Raw genomic sequence first — 25,264 nt, forward strand, 5'->3', positions numbered from 1 at the left:
CTCAGGGCGCGCGGCGCTGCGCGGGCGGCGCCGCGCGCCAGAGGTGCAGGGTCGCGTACGAGCGCCACGGCGCCCAGCGCTCTCCGAGCCGGGCGGCCTCGCGCGACGTCGAGGCCGCTCCGCTCGTGCGCAGCGTGCGCAACAGCACGAGATCGGTGTCGAGCAGCAGGTCGGGCGAGCCCAGCACGCGCAGCGCCACGTAGTCGGCCGTCCACGGGCCGATGCCGGGCATCCGGAGCAGGCGTTCGCGCAGCTCGCTCGTCGTGAGCCCCACGTCGAGCGCGAGGGCGCCGCTCGCGAGCGCCTCGGCCGTCTCGACGATCGTGCGCACACGCCGCGCGGGGCCGCGCAGCACTCTCGCCCCGTGCTCGGCGATGAGCGCCGCCGAGGGGAACCGGCGGAGGGCTCCCGGCTCGACCGCGTCGCCGAGGTCGGCGGCGAGCCGCCCGAGCACGGTGCGGGCCGCGGGCAGGGAGATCTGCTGGCCGACGATCGTGCGCAGCAGCGTCTCGGCGGGGTCGACCGAGCCGGGGATGCGGATGCCCGGCAGTGCCGCCACGAGCGGGCCGAGCAGGGGATCGCCGCCGAGAGCCGCATCGATCGCGACCGCGTCGGCGTCGAGGTCGAACCAGCGGCGGATGCGCGCTGTGAGCGGCGCCACATCGCCGAGTGCGGCGAGCGTCGCCGACACGCGGACGCCCGCCCGCGCCTCGTCGAGATCGACGCGCACGAACGCGGGGCCGTGCGGCAGGTCGATCCAGCGCTCGATGCCCGTCGCCCGACCCTCGGTGTCGACGACCATGCGCTCCACGCCTGTCACCGCGTGATCGGCGATGTACTGCAGCACCCCACGGCCGTCGAAGGGCTCGCGTGCCGCGAGTCGCAGCGTGACGGGGGTGCCCGACGTGCTGGCCTCGGACTCGTCGACGCCCCGGTCGTCGGCGCGCTTGGTGACCCGCTCGACGAAGGCAGGGGAGGATGTGGGATCGCCGTGGCCGTGCCGGCCCCGTCGCGCGAGAGCGCGCAGCGCGAGCGGAGTGAGCCCGTAGACCTCGCGCACGGTGTCGTTGAACTGGCGGATGCTCGCGAACCCCGCCGCGAACGCGACCTGCGAAGCGGGCAGCTCGGTGCCGGCGAGCAGGGCACGCGCGGTCTCGGCGCGATGCGCGCGCGCGAGGGCGAGCGGACCGGCCCCGAGCTCGGCGACGAGCACGCGCGCGAGGTGGCGCGGGCTGTAGCCGAGGCGGTCGGCGAGCCCCGGCACGCCCTCGCGTTCGACGGTGCCGTCGAGGATGAGCCGCATCGCGCGCCCGGCGAGATCGTCGCGCAGGTTCCACTCGGGGTTGCCGGGCACGGCGTCGGGCTGGCACCGCTTGCAGGCGCGCAGGCCCGCCTCGTGCGCAGCCGCGGCCGTCGCGTAGAAGCGCACGTTGCGCGGGCGCGGCGTCGCCGCGGGGCAACTGGGTCGGCAGTAGATGCCCGTGCTGTGCACACCCGCGATGAACTGGCCGTCGAACCGCGCGTCGCGCGAGGCGAGAGCCCGGTAGCAGCGGTCGTGGTCGAACAGCGTCATGGCTCCAGCGTCGCAGGTGCGGGATGCGTGCACCAGCGGGAATCGGACATCACCGGGCACTGCCACCGCGCGGCCGCTCGCCACTACAGTTGCCCTCATGACCGACCCGAGCGCCCCCCGGCCCGCGCACGCCACCCCCGACTACAGCGCCACCGCGACGGGGCTCGCCACCGCGCCCTCGCCCGCCGCCGCACCGGAGGACGTGCGGCTCGAGACGACCCAGGTCGTGCAACCGGGACTCGCGGCACCGGCTCCGCGCTCGCGCGCAGGCCTCATCGTGGCGGCCGTCATCGGCTTCATCGTGCTCGCGCTCGTCATGCTGTTCGTGCTCGCCTACCTGTTCGTGGGGCTCGGCCCCGCGGGTGTCATCATCGGCGGCATCATGGCGCTCGTGCCCCTCACGATCGTGTTCTGGGGCATCCGCTGGATCGATCGCTGGGAGCCCGAGCCGCGCGGGGCCCTCGTGTTCGCGTTCCTCTGGGGAGCGGGCGTGAGCGTGCTCATCGCGCTCATCGTCGACGCCGAGATCCAGAACGTCATCGCCGCGGCCGGGCTCGGCGAGTTCGGGGCCGAGTTCTTCGGCGCGGCCATCCAGGCGCCCATCGTCGAGGAGGTCGGCAAGGGCCTCGGGGTCCTGCTGCTGTTCTTCGCCGTGCGTCGCCACTTCGACGGGCCGGTCGACGGCATCGTCTACAGCGCGTGGGTCGCGGGCGGGTTCGCGTTCACCGAGAACATCCTCTACTTCGGCAGCGAGCTCGTCGCGGGGGGCGCTCCGGTCGAGGTCTTCTTCATCCGGGGCATCATGTCGCCGTTCGCGCACGTCATGTTCACGGCCTTCATCGGTGCGGCGATCGGCTACGCCGCGCAGCGCCCTGGGTGGTTCCGCGGCATCGTCGCCTTTCTTATCGGCCTCGTCCCGGCGATCCTGCTGCACGCCTTCTGGAACGGCGTGCTGTTCTTCATCAGCGACTTCTACGGCTACTACCTGCTCGTGCAGGTGCCGATGTTCCTCGTCGCCGTCTGGCTCGTCACGCTGCTGCGCCGCCAGGAGCGCCGCATCACGTTCGAGCGCCTCAGCGAGTACGCGGCCGTCGGCTGGTTCCACCCCGAGGAGGTCACGATGCTCTCGAGCCCCGGAGGCCGGCGCAGCGCCATGGCGTGGGCGCGCTCGCACGGGCTCGCACCCCTCATGAAGGCCTTCATCCGCGACTCGACGCGACTCGCCTACGCGCGCCAGCGCATTCTCGGCGACCGCGACACCATCGGCGCGCAGGCCGATGAGGCCGAACTGCTGCAGCGCGTCGCGGCCTCGCGGCACGCCCTGCGGGGCGCCGCTCCCACGGCGACCGCCTGACGGGCCCGCTCAGCCGACCGAGCTGAGCAGGATGCCGCCGAGCCAGAAGAACAAGAAGACGCCGATGACGGCGATCGTGGCCCACGAGACCCCGCGCCGCAGGCGCTGACCCTGCGGCGCCACGACATTAGCCGTGAACTCGCCGACGCGCTCGTCGACGTAGCGGTCGGTCTGCGTGAGCGTCTTCGCCCCGACGGTCGACACGATGGTGAGCAGGCGCTGGTACGTGGCCGGGTCGGCGAGCGGGAACGGACGGGCGCTGTAGACGAGCATCCACCGATCGATGATCTCGACGTCGTAGGGAGCCGCCTCGTCGATCAGCAGCGCCATGAGGTCGGGGGTGAAGACGTAGAGGGCGTCGCGCTCGTACTCGGCCGGGCAGTAGAGCGTGAAGTGCCGGTCGAAGTCGCCTTCGAGCGAGAGCACCTGATCGCGCGAGAACACGGCGGGCAGGTTCGTCGCACCGAGCAGACCGTTGTTGGCCCGCGAATCGAGCAGCATGTGCGGCAGCGCACGATCCAGGTGCAGCGCGAGGAACCCCCAGTGGTGCGTCGAGCGGTTCTTGCCGCTGCCCGTGACGTAGCGGTAGTTACCGAAGTCGAGGAACCGGTCGTCGGTCGTGCGAAAGTGGTCGGTGACCTGGCGCGACGAGCCGATGCCGAAAATCGCACCGGGGTACGAGGGCCCCTCGCTGGTCGGTTCATAACGCAGGCCGTTCGCCTCGGCGAAGCGTGCCATGCGCAGGCGCTTCTGCCAGTCGTGCCGCCGCGAGAGCACACCGCGGCTGATGATCAGCACGGCCACGCCGACAATGGCGATCGTCGGCACGAGGCCGACGAGCTGCATCGGGTCGACCTCGCCGCTCGCCGCCGACACGGCGAGCACGAGCGTGGGCACGATGATCGTGACGCCGATCGTGACGGCCATGAGTCCGCCGATCACCCAGGTCGCGACGCGCACGAGCTGCTCGGCCGCCCCGCTCGGCCGGGCGGCGAGCGTCGCGCGGCGGTATTCGGCCACCTCGTCCGGCTGGGGCGTGGTGAAGAGGGGCGAGTAGTCGATCGTGCGGTCCACAGCGTCATGCTGGCATGCCGCGCCCGCGGGCGGTAGCGGCCCCGACACAGACTCGCCGCCCAGTGGCGGGGCGATGCCTCCGGCGCACCTGGGCGGCGAGTTGTTCTGCTTCCAGTGTGCTCCGGTGCTCGCCGCCCGTCAATGGGGGGAGGCCAGCACCGATGCGGCCTTGCTAGCCTGACGAGCACCGAGCCGCGCGCCGCGGACGAGGGTACGAGGAGTGACGCTCGATGCAGAACTGTGCCGTGTGCTCCGCGCCGTTGCGCGCGGGTGCGCGATTCTGCACGCAGTGCGGCGCCCCGGTGCACGCGGCGCCCACGCCGCTGCCCGCGCCCGTGCCGTCGCGTCCCGCAGCGCTGGAGCCGGTCGTGATGGCGCCGGTGGTGCCTGCGCCGATCGAGCCTGCGCCGGTCGAGTCCGAGCCGGTTGAGTCTGAGCCGGCGGCGGGGGAGATCCCGGCGCGCATCCCGTCGCGCGGGCGCATGACGCCCCCGCCCGTCCGCAGCCGGGCGGCGACCTGGGCGCTTGTGACGGGGGCCGCACCGCTGCTCGTCTCGGTCGTCGGCAACGTCGTGGCGGCGCAGCTGAGCCGCATAGCCGCCGAGCAGATCTCGGCCGGCGACGTGCAGGGCGCGTGGGCTCCCGTGCTCGTGACGCTCGCCCTTGTATTCGTCGTGAACGCCGGGCTGCTGACCATCTGCACGATCACGGGCGGCCGAGCGCTGCGCGAGACGGGCAACGGAATCACGCGCGGCCGAGGGCTCGCGGTGGCGGGTCTCGCCCTCGGCGCCGTGAACCTCGTGCTGTGGGTCGCCGGGCTCATCGTGAGCGTCAGCAGCCTCAACGCCGTGCTCGTCTGAGCCACCCGTCCCAGCGCAGACCGGGCATCCTCCCAGCCGACTGCCAGGTCCAGGCGCATCCGCCAGGGCCCCTGCGCGGGAAGTAGTAGGTGAAGGCACTTCCGCCTGACGCCCCGAGAGGGGATCACCCCCTCGGGGGACCTACCAAGGAGGAACCATGCGCAATCGAATTCTCGCGGGGCTGGGCGTTGTCGCCCTCGCCACCGTCGGCTTCGCCGCCCCGGCGAACGCTGTCAGCGACACCACGGCCGACCTGTGGCTCGTGCACGCCTTCCCCGACGACGCCCTCGGCGACGGCGAGTCGTCGACGGTCACGATCGACATCGGCAACGGCGCGATCGTGCTCGATGGCGTCACGCCCGAGACCGTTGCTCCCCAGGTCGACCTCGACCCCAACACCTACAACGTGACGATCACGCGTGAGAGCGACAGCACCGAGCTCTTCAACGCCGACGTCACGCTCGAGGCCGGCGTCTCGTACACCGCCGTGGCGCACCCGTCGATCGACGGTGACGACGAAGTGAACGGCTTCACCGTTTCGATCTTCGAGAACGACCTCAGCACGATCGCCGCGGGCGAGGGCAAGATCACCGTTCGCCACACGGCGGGCGTCGGCGCGGTCGACATCCGCTCGGGTTCGGCCGTCGTCGCTGGCGGGCTGGCCAACCCCAACGAGGGTACGCTGACGCTGCCGGCCGGTGTCGTCTCTGACGTCAACGCCGCGGTCGCGGGCACGGACACGCGCGCCATCGAGCTCGGTGACGTCACCCTGGCAGAGGGTCAGCACATCTTCGTGCACGCCTTCGGCCCTGACGGTGGCGACTTCGGCGCCGTGATCTTCGACATCGAGGGCCTGCACTCGACCCCCGGCGGCATCCCCGGCGGCACCGCCGGTCTCGTCGACGAGGGCACCAACGGAATCGCGTTCGGTCTCGCGGGCGCTGCTGCGCTCATGCTGCTGATCGCCGGCGGCGTCATCGCCGTCCGTCGCAACGCCGTCACGGCCGAGCGCTGATCCACCGAGGAGAGAACGCATCATGACGAGCAAGAGCAGGTCGACGGCCCCGATCACGACGGCCATGGTCGGCCTGCTCTTGCTCGTCCTCTCCGCCTGCTCCGCCCCCGCCGCCGAGAGCGGCGGGGGGCGGGGCCTCGATGATCGCGCAACCTTGCCGAAGGCAAACACTGAAGTGCAGAACGCCGCGATCTCGCTCGCCGAGCTCAATGCACCACCAGCTCCGGGGGCGACCCGCGTGCTGATGCCCTCGCTCGGCATCGACATGCCGGTCGAACCGCACGGGCTCGACGCCGAGCAGCTCATGTCGCTGCCGGTGAGTCCGTTCCGCGCCGGTTGGTACAAGTTCTCGCCCGGTCCGGCGAGCGATGAGGGTGCCACGGTCATCGCCGCGCACGTCGATTCGCTGGCCGAGGGCGTCGGGCCGTTCGCCCAACTGCGTCGCGCCGAGGTGGGGGCTGCGGTCTCGGTCGTCGACGCCGCGGGGGTGCGCCACGAGTACCGCGTGGTGTCGGTCGAGCGCATCTCGAAGGCCGAGGTTCCCCTCGACCGCGTGTTCCGCAAGGATGGCGAGCCGGTCGTCGTGCTCGTGACGTGCGGCGGCGAGTTCGACCGCCAGGCCGATTCCTACAAAGACAACTACATCGTGACCGCCGAGAAGGTGTCATGACAGGCGCACCGGCTACCATGACCGCGAGGGATGCCCTGAGCATCCGCACATCAGCGCGTCGAGGGAGGTCTGCCGTCATGTCGACTGCTCTCGATGGCGCCAACGACGTCGCTCTGCGGTTCGCCCGCGGAGACGAGCGGGCCCTCGCCGAGATCTACGGTCAGTGGTCGTCACTCGTGTACTCCCTCGCCCTTCGTTCGCTCGGCGATGCAGCCGACGCGGAGGACGTGACGCAGAAGGTCTTCGTCGCCGCGTGGCAGGGCCGCGAGCGCTTCGACCCCGAGCGGGCCTCGCTCTCCGCGTGGCTCGTCGGCATCACCCGTCACACGGTCGCCGACACGCATCAAGCGCGCACGCGCGAGCGTTCGATCACCGAGCAGGTCGCCGCCATCACGGGCGATGACCTCGCGCCCGCGCCCGAGGCCGACTTGGCCGACCGTCTGCTCATCGCCGACGAGATGGCGCGGCTCGAACCCCTGCCGCGCGCCGTCGTGCGGCTCGCATTCTTCGACGACCTGACCCACCTGCAGATCGCCGAGCGCCTCGGCATTCCGGTGGGAACCGTCAAATCACACATCAGACGCAGCCTCAGCAAGCTGCGCGGACGCCTGGAGGTGAGTCATGGAGCACGCTGATCCCGACGCGCTGGCGCTCGTCGCCCTCGGTGAGCCGCTCACCGACCCCACCGTGCCCGAGCACCTCGCGGCCTGCGAGTCATGCCAGCACGAGGTCGAGGCGCTGCGCTCGACCGTGACGGTCGCCCGTTCGACCGTCGGCGAGACGGCGCTGCAGGCACCTCCGGCTCGCGTGTGGCAGGGCGTGCGCGCTCAGCTCGGCCTCTCATCCGACCTCGAGCCGGTCATGCCCGCGACGGTTCCCGGTGCGGCCAACCCCGGCGTTCTGAGCGACGTCACCCCGGCAGGCTCGCCTCGTGAGGTGGTGGCGCTCGATGCCGCCCGCGAGCGCCGCGCGGGCATCCGGCGCCTGGTTCTGACCGTGGCTGCATCGGCGGCCGCCGCCGCGATCGTGGCCGGCGGGGTGCTCGTCTGGGGTGCCGCAGCGCCGCGCGACGGCGGCCAACTGATCGCCTCGGCGCAGCTGGATGCGCTGCCCGCGTGGATCGGCGCCGCCGGCGAGGCGACCGTGGCCGAGCGCGCCGACGGCGAGCGGGTCGTGCGCGTGTCGCTCGATGCCGAGGTCGGCGAGGGAGTCGTGCGCGAGGTCTGGCTGCTGACCGAGAACATCGACGGGCTCATCAGCCTCGGCTACCTCACGGGTGCTTCGGGGGAGTTCGTGGTGCCGGCATCGGTCGATCTCGCCGAGTTCTCGGTGGTCGACGTCAGCGCCGAGCCGCTGGACGGTGACCCCACGCACTCCGGAGATTCCATCGTGCGCGGGGCCCTCGACGTCTGAGGTGCGGCGAGCGCGCTAGGCGGCGGCGGTCTCCGCGGGGGCCGCGGTCTCGGCACCCTTCTTGGGCGGCAGCGAGAACAGCGTCGCGATGCCGATGGCGATGAGGATCCAGCCGCCGAAGAGCACGAAGGTGACGATCGCGACGCCGGGCAGCGTGAAGACCACGATGCCACCGATGATCGAGATGACGCCCGACACGATCGCGAGCCAGCGCGGCAGGGCCGAGCGACCCGTGATGCCCGCCGCGATGGCGGCGACCCCGTCGAAGATCCAGCCGAAGCCGATCACGAAGGCGAGCACGAGCAGCGACTGCGCAAGGTTGTTCAGCGCGATGATGCCCGCGATGATGATGAACACGCCGAGGATGCCGACGAGCCACCGCACGCCCGTGCTGAGGCTGTCGCTCGTGAACGCGATCACCAGGCGGAAGATGCCGCTCACGACGAGGTAGGCGCCGAACAGCAGGGCGACGGTGATGAGCGTGGCGCCGGGCCAGACGAGCGCGGCGATGCCGAGCGCGATCGCCGAGATCGCCGAGGCGATGACGAAGCCGCGCTCGAGCACGACGGGTGAGGGGGCAGCAGTGGTCGCGGCCATGGAGGTTCCTGCTTTCGGAGAGGCGGTCACGGCAGCGGATGCTCCCGCGTCGGTGCCAGCCTAGAGCCGTGCAGGCTCGGGGCCGAGAGAAAATCGGCGCCCTGCGATCTCGGTCGGCCGGATGCGCACCCACCGGTACTTCAGCGTCGGGATCCACGGGCTCAGGCCGAGCAGTTCCGCGGCATCCATCTCGCTCTGCCGCTCGACGCGCTCCGCGTGCCCCTTGACGACGACGCTCCACGCCTCGTGCTCGTCGTGGCCGTCGATCTCGAAGGCGACGCGGTCATTGATGGCGAGTTCGAGCAGCTTCGTGCCCGGCGCCGTGCGGAAGTAGATGGCGGGCGCGGCATCGACGGCGTAGTTGATGGGGAAGATGTCGACGGTGCCCACGGCGCTCGCGGCGATGCGGCCGAGCTCGTGCGAGCGGAGCAGCTGCCAGCACTGGTCGGCTGTCAGCTCGGTGATTCCCCCGAATCCCATGACCATGGCAGCGCTCCCCTCGATCACCCCATTTCAGCGCTTCGCCCCGCGCTGGCGTTAGGGCCGAAGGTCCCGATGCCTAGGCTGAGAGCATGACCGCGTCGTCGTTGTCCTCCCGAGTCGTCCGCTACCACGAGTTCGGTGGTCCCGAGGTGCTGTGCATCGATGCGTTCGACGTGCCGAGCCCGGGCGAGGGGGAGGTGCGCGTGCGGTTCGCGGCCGGCGGGCTCAACCCGGTCGACGGGAAGATCCGCTCCGGGCGCTCCCGCATCCAGTTGCCCCTGCCGGTCGCGGTGGGCCGCGAATTCTCGGGCACCGTCGAGGCGGTCGGGCCCGGCGTCGACGAACTGGTGGTGGGGGATGCCGTCTTCGGCTCCATTCCGCAGGGCGCGTTCGCCGACGTCATCGTCGCCCCCGCATCCGTCGTCGCCCGGGTGCCCGAGGGGGTGCCGCTCGAGGTCGCGGCCGGCATCGCCCTCGCGGGCCAGACGGCCTGGGACGCCCTCGAGTCGCAGGGGCTCGAACCCGGCGACGTCATCCTCGTGAGCGCCGCGGCGGGCGGGGTCGGCGGCATGCTCGGCCAGCTGGCCGTCGCCCGCGGCATCCGCGTCATCGGCACCGCGAGTGCGGGCAACCACGCGTGGCTGCGGTCACGCGGGATCGAGCCGGTGCTCTACGGCGAAGGCCTGCGTGAGCGGCTCGAGCACGCTGCGCCCGACGGCGTCACGGCCGTCTTCGACCAGGCCGGCGCCGAGACGATCGAGACGGCCCTCGCCCTGGGGGTGCCGCCGGAGCGCATCAACACGATCGCGGCGGACGCGAATGCCTACGGTGTGCGCAACGTCGGCCGCGGAGCCGTGCACCCGCCGACGCTCGCCGCCCTCGCCGCTCTCGTCGCCGACGGCACGCTCGACGTGCCCGTCGCGGCCGCCTACCCGATCAGCGAGGTGCGCGCGGCCTTCGAACGACTCGAGACCGGGCACCTGCGCGGCAAGGTCGTGCTCGTCGCCGACTGATCAGCCTTCGGGTGGGGTGCTCGTGACCGTGCCCGAAACCTCGCACACGGCGGCGAGGGTGTTGTAGACCGTTCCGAACTTCTGCAGGTTGCGGTGCAGCAGCTCGACGCGGTGCGCGGGTTCGGCCGTGACGAGGTGCAGGGTGTACTCGATGGCGGTGAACCGCGGGGGAGCATCCTGTCGGTGCATCGTCACGTCGACGCGCACGCTGTCGTAGGCGAACGGCAGCATCGCGCTCGAGCGCGCGACGTTCTTGAGCAGGCAGGCGGCGAAGGCTCCGGCGAGCAGCTCGGCTGGGCCGGGGTGCGTCGAGGGAGCATCCGGTTGCCAGCGGGTCTCGAGCGGGAGGTCGTCGCCCGCGGCGAGCATCGTGGCGCCGTCGGAGTCCGCGCGTGCGGAGACCGAGTACGTGAGGGGTGCGGCGGTCACGACAGGCTGGATCCGAGTGCGCCGGTCACGTACGGCACGAGCCAGATCGCCCACACGACCACCGAGAAGCGGTGGAAGCGGCGCAGTTCGGTGTCGCGCCCGCGCACGAGCACGACGACGGCCCACAGCAGGTGCACGGCCATGAGCACGAGGGCGATCACGCCGCTCACCGCCATGACCTGGTTCAGGATGCTGGGCTCGACCCCGTCGACCCGGTTCTGCTCGGCGATGAGGCTCATGAGGTAGGTGCCGCTCGCGTCGGCCGCGAGCCCCAGCCCGAAGAACGCGGTGTGCCAAGGTTTCAGCACCTTCTGGGCGCGTTCGGCCCACACGCCGATCGTGTAGAAGACGAGGGCGAGGGTGATGAGGATGATGGCAGGCAGCAGCATGGGGCCAGTCTGCCGGTGCGAGGTCGGCGAAGGCGAGAGCCGTGGCCCAGGTCAGGACGAACGTCCCGTCGCGGCGTAGCCTGTGCCTCGTGCGCCCGACCTTCCGCCCGCTGCCCGCGTTCACCCCCTACCTCGTCGTCACGGTCGTGCACCTCGTGGCGATCGCCGCAGGCCCACCCGGGCTCGTCGCCGCGACGAAACCCCTGCTCATGCCGGCGCTGCTCGTGGCGCTCGTGCTCGCCCTGCCGGTGCGGCGCTCGCCGCTGCTGCTCTGGGGTGGGCTCGCTCTCGTGTTCTCATGGCTCGGCGACGTGCTGCTGCAGAACCCGGGCGACATCGGGTTCCTGCTCGGCATGGGCGCCTTCGGCCTTGCGCACCTCGCGTACATCGCGCTCTACCTCGGCCCGCTGCGCACGCGCCGGGTGCCGGGCTGGGCGGTCTCCCTGGGGGTCGTCTGGTGGAGCACGATGGTGGCCGTGCTCGCCTTCTGGCTGGGCGGGCTGCTCGTGCCGGTTGCGCTCTACGGCCTCGTTCTCGGGGCCGCGGCCGTCTGCGCGCTCGCCACGCGCCCGCTCGTGGCCGTCGGCGCCGTGGTCTTCCTGGTCAGCGACACGCTGCTCGCCCTCGACCGCTTCCTGCCCGGCTTCTCGGTGCTCGACCTCGACCTCGCCATCATGCTTGCGTACTGCCTTGGGCAGGGGCTCATCGTCGCGGGGGTCGTCACGGTCGCTCGGCGGGCGGCGGGTTTCGCGAACGCGGGGCAGCTGGTGCCCGCTCAGAGCGCGAGCGGAGAGCCTGGTAGTATCTGAAGGTTGCCGTCCAACGGCCGCGGATAAAGAGAGCTCGAGCATCCTGCTCCGGGCGCCGCGCAACGAGCAGAGAAGGGGGTCCCTCTATGGCACTGGAATCAGACGTCAAGAAGGCGATCATCGACGAATACGCAACCCACCCCGGTGACACCGGATCCCCTGAGGTTCAGGTGGCGATGCTCACGCGTCGCATCAAAGACCTCACGGAGCACCTGAAGGAGCACAAGCACGACCACCACTCGCGTCGTGGCCTGCTTCTGCTCGTCGGTCAGCGCCGTCGTCTGCTGGGCTACCTGGCCGACGTCGACATCGAGCGCTACCGCTCGCTGATCGAGCGCCTGGGTCTGCGTCGATAACACCGCGTCGATAACACCGCGATCTTCTTCTGCGAAGGCCGCCCCCGAGCAATCGGTGGGCGGCCTTCGTGGTTTCGCTGCCGCCTCCAGCTGTAAGCCGGCTGTCAGCCGAAGCGGCATCAGACGTGGCACCCTGTGGGCATGCGAGATCGCGACGCCGCGCGCCCGGGTCGGGTCGCGGTCGCGCTCGCCCTCGCAGTCACGGCCGCCGCGCTGCTTGCCGCCTGCTCCACCGCGCCGTCCCCGACGGCCCCGGCGCTCGCGCAGACGCTCGCCGACCGCGATGCCGCTGCGGCCGCCGCGCACGCCCAGACGCTCGAACGATCGGCGGTGTTCTTGCGCGAGAAGTGGGGGCCCGTCGCCTTGCCCGAGGAAGCCATCGAGCGCTGGGTCGCCGCGAGCTCGTGGGGGCCGACGATGGCGCGCTGCCTGAGCGAGGAGGGCTTCCCGGGCGCGCAGCCCGCCGACGGCGGCGAACGGATCGACTTCAGCGGCGTGCGCGTGTCGGGCCCGCGCGAGCTCTTCGAGATCGACGTGGCCGTCTACCGCTGCCAGTCGCTCTACCCCGTACGGGCGTGGTTCGACGACGAGGTGCGCGACATCGAAGCGCCCTGGGCGCTCGACTACACGCGTGCCGTCGTCGTACCGTGCCTGCTCGCGAGCGGGCACGAGGTGCCGCCCGTGCCGACCGGCGAGGGGTTCCGTGCCGGGTGGCGCACCGAGGCGGCCTACGACCCCTTCGCACTCGTCGGTGAAGGCCCGGGTGCCCGCACGCGCGCCGAGGCGCTCTGCCCGGCGGCCGAGACCGTGCTGGACGGTGCGCCGTGAGGCCGGGCATCCTCGCCGCCGCGCTCGCGACCGGGCTCGTGCTCACCGGCTGCGCGCCGATCGGGGGATCGCTCGGCCTTGACGCCGTCGCCGCCGAGCGCGCCGACCGCGCCGAGGCCCGCGTCGAGGCCCTGCTCGCGTCGTATGCCGAATACCTCACCGATCGCTGGCCCGGCATTCTGCTGCCCGAGACGACCGTCGAAGCGTGGCTGGGTCCGGGCGTCTGGACCACGGCCTTCCAGAACTGCGCGAGCGAAGCCGCGGGCCGCGACGTCGTCGTCGACGTCGACGCGGGCATCACGTCGAGCCCGCCCCCGCGCACAGCCGGTGAGCTGCGCGACGTCGAGACGGCCATCTACCTCTGCCAGGGCCGCCTGCCCCCGCCCGGGCTCGGCGCCAGTGATCCCGGACCGATCGAGATCGCGTGGGTGACGGCCTATGCGCGGGATGCCCTGCCGACGTGCTTGCGCCGCGAGGGCGTCGCGGCCGAGCCCCTGCCCGACGATCCCTTCGCCATCCTCTCGGGGGGCGCAACCCCGGGGTGGGATCCCTATCGGGCCGCGCGCGGCGACGCGCCCGCCCTGCGCCGCCTGCAGGCGCTCTGCCCGCACCCGTCGGTGCTGCTCTCGACGATCTCGCCCGTTGGCGAACCGGTTGGCGAACCGATTGGCGAACCGGTTGGCGAACCGATTGGCGAACCGGGTGGCGAACCCTCCGCCGAGGACGGCTCGTGAGGCGCGCGCTCGCGGCCGTCGCCGCGCTCGCCGTGCTCGCGCTCAGCGGCTGCGCCGAGCCCCCGGCGGTGCCGAGCCTCGACGCCGTGCGCGACGAGCGCTCGGTGACGGTGACCTCGGCCTGGCTGCGCGCCGCGGCGGCGACGGAGGAGTACATCGAACGCGACTGGCCCGAGGCCGTGTACCCGCCGCTGGAGTTCGAGCGCTGGGTCGAGCAGGACCGCGCGCTCGCCGAGGTGGCGGCCTGCATGGACGGCATCCTCGGCCGCACGGCAGGCGCCATCTCGGAGAGCGGCATCTACACGCTCGCCCCGCGGCCGACGAAGGAGCCCACGTGGGCGCTGCCGGTGGCGCAGTTGCGCTGCTCGGTGCAGCTCGTGCCGTGGACGGGCCTCTACCCCTTCGGCGGGCCCATCGAGCAGGAGTGGGTGCGGCACCAGCTCACCGTGGCCCTGCCGCAGTGCGCCCGGCGCTGGGGGGCCGAGGTCGTCATCGCCGACCTCGACGCCGCTGTCGATGCGTCGATCTACCCGACCTCCGCCGGTCGCTCGGTCAGTCCGACCCAGAGCGTGTGGCTCGCGGCCGAGCTGCGCAACGTCGATCCGGGAACCGCGCGGCAGATCCGGCTCGCGTGCCCCGACCCGGGCCGCACGCTCGTGCAGCTCGGGCCCGCCGAGATCCGCCCGATCGAGTTCGGGCCCTCGGGAGGCGGCCTGACGGGCGCGGATGAGACAGGGGGTCTGCCGTGAGGCGGCGTGCGGGCATCCCGAGCCTGGTGCTCGCGATCGGCGCCCTCGCGGGGTGCGCGACCGCCCCCGCGGCGCCGCTCACGGTCGACGACGTCGTCGCCGAGCGCGTGGCCGCGATCGAGTCGGTCGAGCGCGAGCGGTTCGACTCGTTCCTGGCCGAATCGGGCGGGCGGCTCGACGAGCTCGGGCTTCCCCTGCCGCAGTTCCAGGGCGTCGTCGCGCTCGACGAGTGGGACTCGGTCGTCACGGGATGCATCGAGCGGCTCGACCCCGAGGTCGATGTGACGCGGCTCGAGGGCGGTTTCTCGGTCAACTACTTCGGCGTCGTCGGCGAATCGTACGAGCGCATCCGCTGGACCATCGAGAGCTGCAACGCCCAGTACGGCGTCGCCGATCTGCGCGCAGAGACGACGGCGGGCGTCGTCGAAGCGGCGTGGCGGTACCAGGATGCGACGCAGCGGGTGCTGCCATGCCTGCGGGGGCTCGGCGCCACCGTGCCGAGCCCGCCGAGCCGCGTCGCCTACATCGAGCACCTCGGCACGGGTCGCGAGTGGAGCCCCTACGCGATGCTTGGCCTGGACCCCTCCGCACTCGTGCAGGCCGCCGCCCTCTGCCCACCGAGCTCGGTGCTCGTCGACGAGCGCATCGAGCGCATCGAGCGCATCGAGCGCGCGATCGACGGAGCCCCGCGATGACCGCCGAGCCCGGCGCGGGCGCGTGGCCGGTGGGGGTCGTGCGCGCGCGGGCGGGGCGCTGGATGCGGCGCCTCGTGCTCGGCAGCGCCGCGGTGATCGTCGGCGCGTGGAGCCTGCTCGCCGATGCCGTCGGCACGGGCATCCCGCGCATCGTCGTCAGCCTGCTCGTGCTCGCCGCCTTCGGGGTCGTCGCCACGAGCGTGTCGGCGATCACGATGCGCTGGCGCACCTCGCTGCGCTCGGACGGCGAGGCGATCGTGGTGCGCGATCCGCTCGGCGCGCGCGTCGTGCCGCGCCGCGAGGGACTCGCGCTCGGTCGCTGGCTCGACGACCGCGACCGGCCCGTGCACTGGCTGCTCGACGGCGATCGGCCCGCGGTGCCGGTGAGCCCCGACCTCGACCCCGTCGACCTCGAGGCCTTCGCGCACCGGGTCGGGCTCGCGGTCGTCGACCGCGACGGCGCGCCGCGAGCGGGCGGATCACTAGGCCGCGACACGCCGGACTGATAGTCTTGGCACGGCGCGATTCCTCGCGCCATTCAAGTGAATACCGCACGGAGCAGGCCGGCTCGAAGCTGGTCACCGGTGGTGATCTCCCGTCTCGCAGCGCACGCGTCGACGACACGGTGGATGTCTACTGTTGGCCAGAGCAGACCCGGCGGCACATCGCCGACGTCCCTTCCTGCCCGCTCCTGCTCCGCGCGCTGCGCTGCGCATCCATTCGGGATGCCGTGCGCAGAGATGTGTTAACACAGACGTGTAAGGAGACAGACCTCAATGGAAGGTCCTGAAATCAAGTTCGCCGAGACGGTTCTCGACAACGGCAAGTACGGCAAGCGCACCATCCGATTCGAGACCGGCCGTCTCGCGCAGCAGGCGCAGGGCGCCGTCGCTGCCTACCTCGACGAAGAGACGATGCTGCTGAGCGCGACGAGCGCCGGCAAGCACCCCCGCGAGGGCTTCGACTTCTTCCCCCTGACGGTCGACGTCGAAGAGCGCGCGTACGCCGCGGGCAAGATCCCCGGCTCGTTCTTCCGCCGCGAGGGCCGCCCCTCGACCGAGGCCATCCTCGTGTGCCGCCTCATCGACCGCCCGCTGCGCCCGACCTTCATCGAGGGACTGCGCAACGAGGTGCAGATCGTCATCACGGTGCTGAGCATCGCGCCCGACGAGTTCTACGACGCCCTCGCCATCAACGCGGCGAGCGCCTCGACTCAGATCTCGGGCCTGCCGTTCAGTGGCCCGATCGCCTCGGTGCGACTCGCGCTCATGCCCGACAACAACGGTGGCGGCCAGTGGGTCGCCTTCCCGAAGCACAGCCAGCTCGCCGAGGCGGTCTTCGACATCATCGTCGCCGGCCGTGTCGTCACGAATGCGGATGGCGCGGAAGACGTGGCCATCACCATGGTCGAGGCCGAGGCCACCGAGGGCAGCTGGAACCTCATCCAGGGCGGCGCCGTCAAGCCGAGCGAAGAGATCGTGGCCCAGGGCCTCGAAGCCTCGAAGCCCTTCATCATGCAGCTCGCCAAGGCGCAGCTCGAGCTCGCCGCGCAGTCGGCGAAGGAGATCCAGGACTACCCGGTATTCCTCTCCTACAGCCCCGAGCTCTACAGCGCCGTCGACGAGATCGCGCACGCCGAGCTCGCGGCGGTCTACCAGATCGCCGACAAGGTCGAGCGTCAGACGGCCGACGACGCCCTCAAGGCCCGCACGAAGGCGGCCATCGAGGCGAAGGTTGCCGACGGCTCGCTGCCCGAGGAGGCGCTCAAGGACTTCGGTGCCGCCTACAAGTCGGTCTCGAAGAAGATCATGCGCACGCGCGTGCTCACCGAGGGCGTTCGCATCGACGGCCGCGGTCTGGCCGACATCCGTGCGCTCGATGCCGAGGTGCAGGTCATCCCGCGCGTGCACGGCTCGGCCATCTTCCAGCGCGGCGAGACGCAGATCCTCGGCGTCACGACCCTCAACATGCTCAAGATGGAGCAGCAGATCGACTCGCTGAACCCCGTCACGAGCAAGCGCTACCTGCACCACTACAACTTCCCGCCCTACTCGACCGGTGAGACCGGCCGCGTCGGCAGCCCCAAGCGTCGCGAGATCGGGCACGGCTTCCTCGCCGAGCGCGCCCTCGTGCCGGTGCTGCCGAGCCGCGAGGAGTTCCCCTACGCGATCCGCCAGGTCAGCGAGGCCATGAGCTCGAACGGCTCCACCTCGATGGGTTCGGTCTGCGCGTCGACCCTCTCGCTGCTCAACGCCGGTGTGCCCCTCAAGGCCCCCGTCGCGGGCATCGCGATGGGCCTCATCAGCGACCAGGTGGATGGTGAGACCCGCTACGCGGCCCTCACCGACATCCTCGGTGCGGAAGATGCCCTCGGCGACATGGACTTCAAGGTCGCCGGCACGAGCGAGTTCGTCACGGCCATCCAGCTCGACACGAAGCTCGACGGCATCCCCTCGTCGGTGCTGCAGCAGGCGCTCGGCCAGGCGAAGGACGCCCGCATGGCGATCCTCGCGGTCATGAACCAGGCGATCGACGCGCCCGACGAGATGGCGCCCACCGCGCCGCGCGTCATCAGCGTGCAGATCCCCGTCGACAAGATCGGCGAGCTGATCGGCCCGAAGGGCAAGACGATCAACGCGATCCAGGACGAGACCGGTGCGCAGATCTCGATCGAGGAGGACGGCACGGTCTACATCGGCGCCGTCGACGGCGCCTCGGCCGAGGCTGCTCGCCTGCAGGTCAACGCCATCGCGAACCCGATCAACCCCGAGGTCGGCGAGCAGTACCTGGGCACGGTCGTGAAGCTCGCCGCGTTCGGCGCCTTCGTCTCGCTCATGCCGGGTAAAGACGGTCTGCTGCACATCAGCGAGGTGCGCAAGCTCGCCGGCGGCAAGCGCGTCGACAACGTCGAGGACGTGCTCTCGGTGGGTCAGAAGATCCTCGTCGAGATCACGAAGACCGACGACCGCGGCAAGCTCTCGCTCGCCCCGGTGCTCGCGGAGGGCGAGGGCGGCGACGCTCCCGCCGAGGGCGAAGACGGCTAGTCCTTCCCCCTTCCGCCGGAACGACCTGATGCCCGCCCTCCACTCGGAGGGCGGGCATCCGTCGTTCAGCGCCGGGTGGTGACGTTACCTGTCGTCAGACGGCGACGTCGCGCCGGCGGAACGCCAGCACCGCCACGATCACGGCGGCCGCGGCGACCCCGTACAGAAGGCCGAGGGTCGCGTCGAGCCCGTTCGCGAGGGGTTCGGCCCCGAACGCCCAGTGGTACGGCGAGAGCGCGTGCAGCCACTCGAGGTCGGGGTTCTGGTTGCCGAGCGCATTGAGCGCGTAGCCGAGCACGGCCACTCCCGCGGCGGCGCCGACGGCGATCGACCTCCGCCCCACGAGGGCACCCGTCATCGTGCCGACGGCCGCGGTCAGGAGGCCGAGGCCCAGCAGCGCCACCGATCCCGCCACGATGCCCTCGAGCGTGAGCTCGAGCGCGGCGGGATCGTTGAGGGCGAGCACCATGAGGGCGAGCAGCACGGCGAGTGCGACGAGCTTCATGGCGATCGCGGCGAAGCGCTCGAGCACGAGCTGCGTGCGCCCGACCCCGTGCGCGAGCACGATCTCGAGTGTGCCGCGCTCCTCGTCGCCGGCGATGATCGCGGCACCCCAGGACACGGCCGCGATCGTGACGAGCACGAACCCGATGAGGCCATGCACCGTGCCCTGGGTGTAGCCGGCGCCCGTCGTGATCTGGTCGTAGCTGAGGGCCGCGACGAGCTCCGGCGGCAGGCTCTCGATGATGGCCAGAAACTCGGGGTTGCCGCCGATCGTCGAGTAGAGCGGCAGGTACATGCCGACGACGCCGGCGAGCCCGAGGCTCCAGCCGAGGAGGCCGCGCCAACCGTCGGCCAGGGTGCGGCGCAGCAGCGGGAGCGGGCGCGGTGTCGTCGCGCGCGTGGTCGTCGCCGCGCTCATCGTCCTGCCTCCTCGCCCGGTTCGGCGCGACCCGGGCCGTAGAAGCCGAGCACCGCGCTCTCGAGGTCGGGCTCTTGCACGACGAGGTCGAGCGGGTCGCTCGCCGCGATCGCCGCGACGAAGGCGGCGACGCCGTCGCCGAGCATGCCGTGCACGACCGTCGTGCCGTCGACCTCGGTGACGACGAGATCGTCGAGTCGTGGCACCTCGCCGAGTCGGGCGAGCAGGCGCTTGCGATCGGCGGGCCGCACGGTGATGCGCACCGAGCGGCGTGCCGCCGCGCGCAACCGGTCGACCGTGCTCACATCGACGATGCGCCCGGCGCGCAGCACGGCGACGTCGTCGGCGGCCTGCTGCACCTCGCTGATGACGTGCGAGCTCAGCAGCACGGTCTGCCCCGCGTCGCGGGCTTCGCGCACCAGGGCCAGGAACTCCTGCTGCACGAGCGGGTCGAGCCCGCTCGTCGGCTCGTCGAGCACGAGCAGGTCGGGGCGGTGCACGAAGGCCTGCACGAGGCCGACCTTCTGCTTGTTGCCCTTGCTGAGCGACCGCACCGGTCGGCTCAGCTCGAGCCCCAGCCGCTCGGCGAGGTCGTCGATGCGCGCGTGCGGGGCGCCGCCGTTGAGCTCGGCGTAGTGCCGCAGCAGGCTGCGCGCTGTCGCGCGGCCCTCGAGCGCGAGCTCGCCCGGCAGGTAGCCGATGCGTCGCCGCAGCGCGGGGCCCGCCGTGCGCGGGTCGAGCCCGAGCACGCGCACCTCACCGCTCGTCGGGCGGATGATGTCGAGCAGCACGCGCATGGTCGTGGTCTTGCCCGCCCCGTTGGGGCCGATGACGCCGACGACGCGGCCGGGCTCGACCGCGAGGTCGATCCCGTGCAGCGCCGTGCGGCGGCCGTAGCGCTTCGTGAGCGCGCGTGTTTCGATGGCGAGGGATCTCATCCCCGGGTCCTTTCGTTGGAGGGGGCGCCCTGCGGCGCCGATCAGGGGTCGGATGCCGGGGTCGCCGGCGGGTCCGGATCCTGATTCGGGTCTCCCGCGCCCTTGTCCGAGCGCGGGCCGCGGCTCGTGTCGAGCGTGCCGGCCAAGGCGGCTTCGGCTGCGTCGAGGATGGCCGTGGTGCGGTAGAGACCGTGGGTGTAGAGCTCCAGGGTCGGCAGGGTCATGCGCCGCACGAGCGCGGCGCTGAGGCCCGTCTCGCCCATGGCGCGACCGAGGTGGTGTTCGAGCAGCAGCGGCATGAGCCCGTGCGACGCGACGATGACGGCTGTCATCTGCGGGTCGGCGCTCTCGTGCATGATGCCGCTCGCGGCGCCCTGGGCGAGCATCGTGCGCGTGCGCGCCACGAGGTCGTCGAAGAGCCGATCGCCCGCGGGGGAGCCGTCGGTGATCATCCGCGCGAGGTAGTCGAGGCTCGCACGGTGGGCGTCGACGTCAGCGAGCCAGCGCTGCATCGTCGACGCGAGGTCGCCGGGGTCGGCTTCGTGCAGGCCCTCCTTCCGGCCGAGCACCTCCTCCACGATGTGCGCGTCGCACTCGGTGCGCAGCGCTTCCTTCGAGCCGAAGTGGTGCATGACGAGGGCGGGGCTGACTCCCGCGCGAGCGGCGATGTCGCGCACCGAGGCGCCGTCGAAGCCGTGGGTGCCGAAGAGGGCGAGTGCGGCATCCCGGATGCGATCGCGCGTTGTGCCGTCGCTGCGCAGGCTGCTCACGACCATCAGACTAAACGATCGTTCAGTATTCGGTCAACGTGGAACGGCGGCGTTCCGCGAGCGCCGCTCGCATTCCCGGCGTTTCATCAGCGAGCACACAGCGAATCTTGGCCGTATCGGCGGCTGGTACCGGGCAAGGGGCGTACAGTCAGGCTTAATTCGACGGTGCAGGGTCCCGATCCCCGGTTCTTGCGAAGAGTTGCGAATCGACTACCACTCACCCCCCTCGTCGGCGGCCACCAGCTGCCGACCTGACACGGTTCGAAGGAGAATTGTGGACTTCCAGATCGTCCAAGCGTTTTTCATGCTCGGTTTCGTCGCCATGGCGGCCGGCACCCTGTGGTTCTACCTCGAACGGAATGACCTGAAGCCCGAGCTGCGCTCGGTGGCGACCTACGCCGCGGTCATCACGTTCATCGCCGCGATCATGTACTACGTCATGAAAGACGTCGTCAAGTTCCCCGGCGGCGAGATCACGGCGGCCGATGTCGACGCGACCCTGCCGCTGCGGTACATCGACTGGCTGCTCACGACGCCCCTGCTGCTCGTCGAGTTCGCGCTCATCGTGGCGATCGCCGGCGCGCTCAAGAAGGGCCTGCTGACGAAGCTCATCATCGCCGACATCGTCATGATCGTCACCGGCTACCTCGGTGAGATCGGCGTGCCGGGATCGATCGGCAACATCGTCTTCTTCGTCATCTCGTCGGCCGCGTGGCTCTACATCGTCTACGTCGTCTACACGCTCAAGCTCGGTGCCGACGCGCCCGCTCACGTGCAGCGTGCCGTCTCGACGATGAAGTGGTTCGTCATCGCCGGCTGGGCGATCTACCCGATCGGCACCGCGACGCAGGAGTTCCTCGAGCTCAGCGGCAGCGACGCGGCCCTCGCCATCGGCATCGCGGCGATCATCTACGTCATCGCCGACGTGCTCAACAAGGTGGGCTTCGGCCTCATCGCGGTGCGTGCCGCCAAGCAGAGCAGCTAGCACCAGCGTTCTCGACCCGGCGCGGTCGTGCCCCCTCGCGGGCGCGGCCGCGCCGCGGTCGTTTCGGCAGCCGCTGCGCACCAGCGCCCGTGACACGGCCCGATAACGATCGCGCGCCGCAGCGTGATTGAGCGGCGCTCACGCAGTACGCTCGCCCCACACACCCTCGCCCGCGCCAGCGGTCGCCCCAGAGAGAAGACCCCGCCCGTGAACGACCCCGCGACCCGCAGCGCTGAGGCTCGTGCAGCCAGCGCGGGCGACACGGCGCTCGTGACGGCACCCGTCGCGGTACCGCGCCGAATCGGCACGAGCGACCTGCGGGTCTTTCCGATCGCCCTCAGCGGCACCGTCTTCGGATGGACGGCCGATGGTCCGACCACGACGCGCATCCTCGACCGATTCGTCGAGCTCGACGGCACCTTCATCGACACCGCCGACTCGTACGCCGGTGGGCGCAGCGAGATCATGATCGGCAACTGGATGCGCGAGCGGCGCAATCGCGACGCCGTGACGATCGCGACCAAGGTCGGCAAGAGTCCCGATCACCCGGGGCTCTCGGCCCCCGCCGTGCGCGCCTCGGTCGAGGCCTCGATGCGACGGCTGCGTGTCGATCACATCGACGTGCTCTTCCTGCACATCGATGACACGACGGTCTCGTTCGACGAGACCCTGCTCGCGGTCGACGAGCTCATCCGCGCGGGTCACGTTCGGTACTTCGGCGGCAGCGACCACACGGGCGATCGTCTGCTCGAGGCGCGCATCGCCTCGGGCCAGCTCGGGGTCGCCCACATGGTGGCCCTGCAGAAGCACTACAACCTCGTGCACCGCGACGAGTACGAGGGTGATCTTGCGCGCGTCGCCGGGCAGCTCGACCTCGGCGTGCTGCCGCGGTTCGCGCTCGCGGCGGGGTTCCTCACGGGCAAGTACCGCTCGCGTGCCGATCTCGAGCGCGAGCGCCGCGGCGCCGAGGCCTCGCGCTACCTGAACCGGCGCGGGCTGCGCATCGTCGGTGCGCTCGACCGGGTCGCGGAGGAGACGGGCACGAGCGTCGCGACGGTCGCGCTCTCCTGGTTGCTGAGTCGACCGCGGGTGATCGCCCCGGTGGTCTCGGTGAGCAACCCTGATCAGCTCGAGGCGATCATGGCCGCGCCGCGCACGGCGCTCTCGCGGCACCAGCTCACCGAGCTCGACCGCGTCAGCGAGTGACGCGCGACTGAGTCCCGTCGCGGCGGCTCAGGCGGCGATGGGCAGTTCGGCGAGCACGCGCTCGACGGTGCGGCGGAACGCCACCGAGGCGCCCACCGGGTCGCCGACGTGGCCCCACGACAGCGCTCCGACGTAGGCCACCATGAGCTGGTCGGCGGCCTCGCCCGGCAGGGGGTGCCCGACATGGTGCAGCAGGTCGGTGATGCGGCTCGCGATGGCCTCGTGGTGCTCGGCGATGATCGAGCGCACGGCGTCGCGCTGGTCGGGAAACTCCGCGGCGGCCTTGATGAACAGCGAGCCCTGGAACGTCTCGGCGTGCAGAACGGCGTGCACGGCATCGGCGATGGCGAGCAGGGCCGCGTGCGGCGACTCCTGCGTCCGGATGAGCTGGTCGAGCTGGGCGAGCTCGTGCTCGGAGGCGGTCGTCAGGTAGTCGCGGATGAGGCGCTCCTTCGATCCGAAGTGCTTGTAGAAGGTCGCTTTGGTGACCGACGACTGCTGGATCAGCCGATCGACGCCGACTGCCCGGATTCCCTCGCTCGAGAAGAGCTGGGTCGCGGCTTCGAGAATGCGCAGCTTCGCGGGCGGCATGCGGCGACGCGTATCGACGGGGGGTGCAACCGGCACTGCTGCTCCTGCTCGATGCGGTGCTCGGCGGTCGTCGGGCGACGTGCTCTGCATCCGGTGGGGCCACTCTACCAGGGGACAGACAGCCCTGTCTGTCCTTCCGTCTGTCCCCCATCCGGGGCGCGTCGTCCCCATGGCCTAGGCTCATGCGGGTCGAGCAAGGGGAGTGGTGTCGTGTCGCGGTACGTCTATCTCGTCCGTCATGGCGAGCAGCAGGATGCGGAGCACGGCCTCCCCGATGGCCCGTTGAGCGGCCGTGGTCAGCGGCAAGCCCGCGCCATCGCCGAGCGCCTGAGCGGGGTGCCCTTCGCGAGCGTGCACACCTCGCCGCTGCAGCGCGCCGTCGAGACCGCCCGCCTCATGACCGAGCGCATGCCGGCCGTCGAGCCCGAGCTGTCGGCCCTGCTCATGGACTGCATCCCCGCCGGCCCCTCGCCCGAGATGCCGCACGCGTTCGAGCCGTTCTTCGGGGGCATCACTCCCGAGGAGATCTCGGCGGGGGAGGCGCAGATGGCCGACGCCACGGCCGAATGGCTCTCGCCGTCGCGCGACGACCGCCACGACCTGCTCATCACGCACAACTTCGTGATCGCCTGGTTCGTGCGCGAAGTGTTCGGGGCGCCGGCATGGCGATGGATGGGCGTCAATCAGGCCAATTGCGGGCTGACCATCATCCGCGTGCGCACGGCGAAGCCACCCGTGCTCGTCACCCACAACGACCTCGGGCATCTGCCGGCCGAGCTGCGCACGGGGCTCCCGGTCGACCAGCCCTTCTAGACGGAGGGCTGCCGGTCGGTCGCGAGTCGCTCGAGCCGACGGCGCGTGAAGTGCAGGCTCGATGATTCCGAGCCCAGCAGCAGGCGCATCCATCGCAGGGCCAGCCCGGTGAGGGCGATGGCGGGCCACCGCGGGCGTCGAAGCCCGAGCAGCTCGCGGTACTGGTCGGGCAGCGAGGCGACGGCTCCCGCGAACAGCACGCGATAGGCCGGGCCCACTCCGCGCCCCAGGGGAGGGCGGCGCAGCCAGCGCACGGCCTCGTCGACGCGGGCATCGCGCCGCAGCACGGGCAGGTACGAGGCGATCGCCGCGTCGAGCTCGGCGCGGCTGCGCGGCGGATCGACCATGCCCATGAGCTCGCCCGCCGTCGCCCACTCGCGCACGTACTGGTCGGAGCCTCCCGGCACGGGCCCGCCCCACGTCTCGTGACTGCCGATGAACGCGTCGGCGAAGACGCAGTGCACCCAGCCGACGAGATCGGCATCGCCCGCGGTGTACGGCCGCATGGTGCCGTCTGCGTCGGCGTAGTCGCCCCGCACGCTGTCGTGCAAGCGCGCCACCCAGGCGCATCCGGCGGCCGCCTGGGCGCGGTCGGCGAAGGTCGTGGTGAGCACCCAGCGCACGGTGCCCGAGAGCCGGCCGAGCGGGTCCTCCCGATAGCGCGAGTGGTCGTGCACGCCGGCCATGGCGCCGGGGTGCAGCGTCTGCATGAGCAGCGCCCGGATGCCCGCCACGACCGTCGGGATCCCGCTGTGCACCTCCCACACCGCGGAGCCCGGCCCGAAGTACCCCTCGTCGTCGCCCGTCTCGAGCGCGCGCACCCACGCGGGGGTGCCGTCAGGGTCGCCCGAGAACATCACGAGGATCCGCGCCCGGGCGCGCGAGAGAAGGGCGGGTCGCTGCATGATGCGACTGTCGCACACGGCGCTGTGCGCGATTCGGGAGACCGCTGGG

29 protein-coding genes are annotated in these 25,264 nt (G+C 71.4%); 18 read left to right on the forward strand and 11 right to left on the reverse strand.

What is annotated here, in order from left to right; genetic code table 11:
• Position 1 precedes the first annotated feature (1 nt).
• Positions 2-1,573, reverse strand: coding sequence for a DNA-3-methyladenine glycosylase 2 family protein (locus NNL39_RS10110; protein WP_255159158.1), 1,572 nt, complete (start codon positions 1,571-1,573; stop codon positions 2-4).
• Between the two features lie 97 nt (positions 1,574-1,670).
• Here NNL39_RS10110 and NNL39_RS10115 point away from each other — a divergent pair, with 97 nt between their 5' ends.
• Complete coding sequence (locus NNL39_RS10115) at positions 1,671-2,927, forward strand: PrsW family intramembrane metalloprotease (protein ID WP_255159159.1); 1,257 nt, start codon at positions 1,671-1,673, stop codon at positions 2,925-2,927.
• A 9-nt stretch (positions 2,928-2,936) separates the two neighbouring features.
• Here NNL39_RS10115 and NNL39_RS10120 read toward each other — a convergent pair whose 3' ends face one another.
• A complete protein-coding gene (locus NNL39_RS10120) occupies positions 2,937-4,001 on the reverse strand; it encodes a hypothetical protein (protein WP_255159160.1) in 1,065 nt (354 codons plus the stop codon).
• Positions 4,002-4,231: 230 nt separating this feature from the next.
• Between NNL39_RS10120 and NNL39_RS10125 the strand changes: the two genes are divergently transcribed.
• The 5 genes from NNL39_RS10125 (at position 4,232) to NNL39_RS10145 (ending at position 7,959) form a co-directional block, all read left to right on the forward strand.
• Positions 4,232-4,861, forward strand: a complete 630-nt coding sequence (locus NNL39_RS10125; RefSeq protein ID WP_255159161.1) for a zinc-ribbon domain-containing protein — start codon at positions 4,232-4,234, stop codon at positions 4,859-4,861.
• Positions 4,862-5,018: 157 nt separating this feature from the next.
• Entirely contained in the window at positions 5,019-5,876 is an 858-nt protein-coding gene (locus NNL39_RS10130) for a DUF4397 domain-containing protein (RefSeq protein WP_255159162.1), read from the forward strand.
• 22 nt (positions 5,877-5,898) lie between these two features.
• Complete coding sequence (locus NNL39_RS10135; protein ID WP_255159163.1) at positions 5,899-6,546, forward strand: class F sortase; 648 nt, start codon at positions 5,899-5,901, stop codon at positions 6,544-6,546.
• A gap of 77 nt (positions 6,547-6,623) precedes the next feature.
• Positions 6,624-7,181, forward strand: coding sequence for an RNA polymerase sigma factor (locus NNL39_RS10140; protein WP_255159164.1), 558 nt, complete (start codon positions 6,624-6,626; stop codon positions 7,179-7,181).
• Positions 7,168-7,959: an anti-sigma factor gene (locus NNL39_RS10145; RefSeq protein WP_255159165.1), complete on the forward strand. Its 792-nt coding sequence runs from the start codon at positions 7,168-7,170 to the stop codon at positions 7,957-7,959. Before NNL39_RS10140 ends, NNL39_RS10145 begins: the two co-directional genes overlap by 14 nt.
• Positions 7,960-7,974: 15 nt before the next feature.
• Here the strand turns inward: NNL39_RS10145 and NNL39_RS10150 are convergent, their stop codons facing one another.
• Both NNL39_RS10150 and NNL39_RS10155 read right to left on the reverse strand, forming a co-directional pair.
• Positions 7,975-8,556, reverse strand: a complete 582-nt coding sequence (locus NNL39_RS10150) for an HdeD family acid-resistance protein (protein WP_255159166.1) — start codon at positions 8,554-8,556, stop codon at positions 7,975-7,977.
• Positions 8,557-8,616: 60 nt separating this feature from the next.
• The gene (locus NNL39_RS10155) at positions 8,617-9,042 is read right to left on the reverse strand and encodes a pyridoxamine 5'-phosphate oxidase family protein (RefSeq protein WP_255159167.1); all 426 of its coding nucleotides are present in this window, start codon (positions 9,040-9,042) and stop codon (positions 8,617-8,619) included.
• Between the two features lie 86 nt (positions 9,043-9,128).
• Between NNL39_RS10155 and NNL39_RS10160 the strand changes: the two genes are divergently transcribed.
• Positions 9,129-10,052 carry an NADP-dependent oxidoreductase gene (locus tag NNL39_RS10160; protein WP_255159168.1) on the forward strand — a complete coding sequence of 308 codons (924 nt, stop codon included), beginning with the start codon at positions 9,129-9,131 and terminating at the stop codon, positions 10,050-10,052.
• Here the strand turns inward: NNL39_RS10160 and NNL39_RS10165 are convergent, their stop codons facing one another.
• Entirely contained in the window at positions 10,053-10,481 is a 429-nt protein-coding gene (locus NNL39_RS10165) for an OsmC family protein (RefSeq protein WP_255159169.1), read from the reverse strand. It abuts the gene before it with no gap.
• Positions 10,478-10,870 carry an HsmA family protein gene (locus tag NNL39_RS10170; protein WP_255159170.1) on the reverse strand — a complete coding sequence of 131 codons (393 nt, stop codon included), beginning with the start codon at positions 10,868-10,870 and terminating at the stop codon, positions 10,478-10,480. The genes NNL39_RS10165 and NNL39_RS10170 overlap by 4 nt, the downstream gene beginning before the upstream one ends.
• Positions 10,871-10,959: 89 nt before the next feature.
• Between NNL39_RS10170 and NNL39_RS10175 the strand changes: the two genes are divergently transcribed.
• From NNL39_RS10175 to NNL39_RS10210, 8 genes are all read left to right on the forward strand, one after another.
• Positions 10,960-11,679 (forward strand): lysoplasmalogenase, encoded by a 720-nt coding sequence (locus tag NNL39_RS10175; protein ID WP_255159171.1) that lies wholly within the window; start codon positions 10,960-10,962, stop codon positions 11,677-11,679.
• 86 nt (positions 11,680-11,765) lie between these two features.
• The gene (gene rpsO / locus NNL39_RS10180; RefSeq protein WP_255159172.1) at positions 11,766-12,035 is read left to right on the forward strand and encodes a 30S ribosomal protein S15; all 270 of its coding nucleotides are present in this window, start codon (positions 11,766-11,768) and stop codon (positions 12,033-12,035) included.
• A gap of 141 nt (positions 12,036-12,176) precedes the next feature.
• Positions 12,177-12,863 (forward strand): hypothetical protein, encoded by a 687-nt coding sequence (locus NNL39_RS10185; protein ID WP_255159173.1) that lies wholly within the window; start codon positions 12,177-12,179, stop codon positions 12,861-12,863.
• Complete coding sequence (locus tag NNL39_RS10190; RefSeq protein WP_255159174.1) at positions 12,860-13,597, forward strand: hypothetical protein; 738 nt, start codon at positions 12,860-12,862, stop codon at positions 13,595-13,597. The genes NNL39_RS10185 and NNL39_RS10190 overlap by 4 nt, the downstream gene beginning before the upstream one ends.
• Complete coding sequence (locus NNL39_RS10195; RefSeq protein ID WP_255159175.1) at positions 13,594-14,346, forward strand: hypothetical protein; 753 nt, start codon at positions 13,594-13,596, stop codon at positions 14,344-14,346. The genes NNL39_RS10190 and NNL39_RS10195 overlap by 4 nt, the downstream gene beginning before the upstream one ends.
• Positions 14,343-15,041 (forward strand): hypothetical protein, encoded by a 699-nt coding sequence (locus NNL39_RS10200; RefSeq protein WP_255159176.1) that lies wholly within the window; start codon positions 14,343-14,345, stop codon positions 15,039-15,041. Before NNL39_RS10195 ends, NNL39_RS10200 begins: the two co-directional genes overlap by 4 nt.
• Positions 15,038-15,547 carry a hypothetical protein gene (locus NNL39_RS10205; RefSeq protein ID WP_255159177.1) on the forward strand — a complete coding sequence of 170 codons (510 nt, stop codon included), beginning with the start codon at positions 15,038-15,040 and terminating at the stop codon, positions 15,545-15,547. Before NNL39_RS10200 ends, NNL39_RS10205 begins: the two co-directional genes overlap by 4 nt.
• Positions 15,548-15,817: 270 nt before the next feature.
• Positions 15,818-18,085, forward strand: coding sequence for a polyribonucleotide nucleotidyltransferase (locus NNL39_RS10210; RefSeq protein ID WP_255159178.1), 2,268 nt, complete (start codon positions 15,818-15,820; stop codon positions 18,083-18,085).
• A 94-nt stretch (positions 18,086-18,179) separates the two neighbouring features.
• On the opposite strand, the gene NNL39_RS10215 is transcribed toward NNL39_RS10210, so the two are convergent.
• Genes NNL39_RS10215 through NNL39_RS10225 form a run of 3 tightly spaced genes read right to left on the reverse strand, consistent with a single transcriptional unit; the run spans position 18,180 to position 20,715 of the window.
• Positions 18,180-19,007, reverse strand: coding sequence for an ABC transporter permease subunit (locus tag NNL39_RS10215; RefSeq protein ID WP_255159179.1), 828 nt, complete (start codon positions 19,005-19,007; stop codon positions 18,180-18,182).
• Entirely contained in the window at positions 19,004-19,945 is a 942-nt protein-coding gene (locus NNL39_RS10220; RefSeq protein WP_255159180.1) for an ABC transporter ATP-binding protein, read from the reverse strand. The genes NNL39_RS10215 and NNL39_RS10220 overlap by 4 nt, the downstream gene beginning before the upstream one ends.
• A 41-nt stretch (positions 19,946-19,986) precedes the next feature.
• On the reverse strand, positions 19,987-20,715 hold the full coding sequence (locus NNL39_RS10225; RefSeq protein ID WP_255159181.1) for a TetR/AcrR family transcriptional regulator: 729 nt from the start codon (positions 20,713-20,715) through the stop codon (positions 19,987-19,989).
• Between NNL39_RS10225 and NNL39_RS10230 the strand changes: the two genes are divergently transcribed.
• On the forward strand, positions 20,675-21,700 hold the full coding sequence (locus NNL39_RS10230) for a bacteriorhodopsin (RefSeq protein ID WP_322972911.1): 1,026 nt from the start codon (positions 20,675-20,677) through the stop codon (positions 21,698-21,700). The two genes, NNL39_RS10225 and NNL39_RS10230, sit on opposite strands and share 41 nt — an antisense overlap.
• Before the next feature lie 207 nt (positions 21,701-21,907).
• Positions 21,908-22,906, forward strand: coding sequence for an aldo/keto reductase (locus NNL39_RS10235; protein WP_255159183.1), 999 nt, complete (start codon positions 21,908-21,910; stop codon positions 22,904-22,906).
• 27 nt (positions 22,907-22,933) lie between these two features.
• Here the strand turns inward: NNL39_RS10235 and NNL39_RS10240 are convergent, their stop codons facing one another.
• Positions 22,934-23,533, reverse strand: a complete 600-nt coding sequence (locus tag NNL39_RS10240; RefSeq protein ID WP_255159184.1) for a TetR/AcrR family transcriptional regulator — start codon at positions 23,531-23,533, stop codon at positions 22,934-22,936.
• A 174-nt stretch (positions 23,534-23,707) separates the two neighbouring features.
• On the opposite strand from NNL39_RS10240, the gene NNL39_RS10245 reads away from it, so the two are divergent.
• A complete protein-coding gene (locus tag NNL39_RS10245) occupies positions 23,708-24,310 on the forward strand; it encodes a histidine phosphatase family protein (RefSeq protein ID WP_255159185.1) in 603 nt (200 codons plus the stop codon).
• On the opposite strand, the gene NNL39_RS10250 is transcribed toward NNL39_RS10245, so the two are convergent.
• Positions 24,307-25,215, reverse strand: coding sequence for an oxygenase MpaB family protein (locus tag NNL39_RS10250; RefSeq protein ID WP_255159186.1), 909 nt, complete (start codon positions 25,213-25,215; stop codon positions 24,307-24,309). The two genes, NNL39_RS10245 and NNL39_RS10250, sit on opposite strands and share 4 nt — an antisense overlap.
• Positions 25,216-25,264 lie beyond the last annotated feature (49 nt).

Source organism: Microcella humidisoli (genome assembly GCF_024362325.1).
GTDB classification, from domain to species: Bacteria; Actinomycetota; Actinomycetes; order Actinomycetales; family Microbacteriaceae; genus Microcella; species Microcella humidisoli.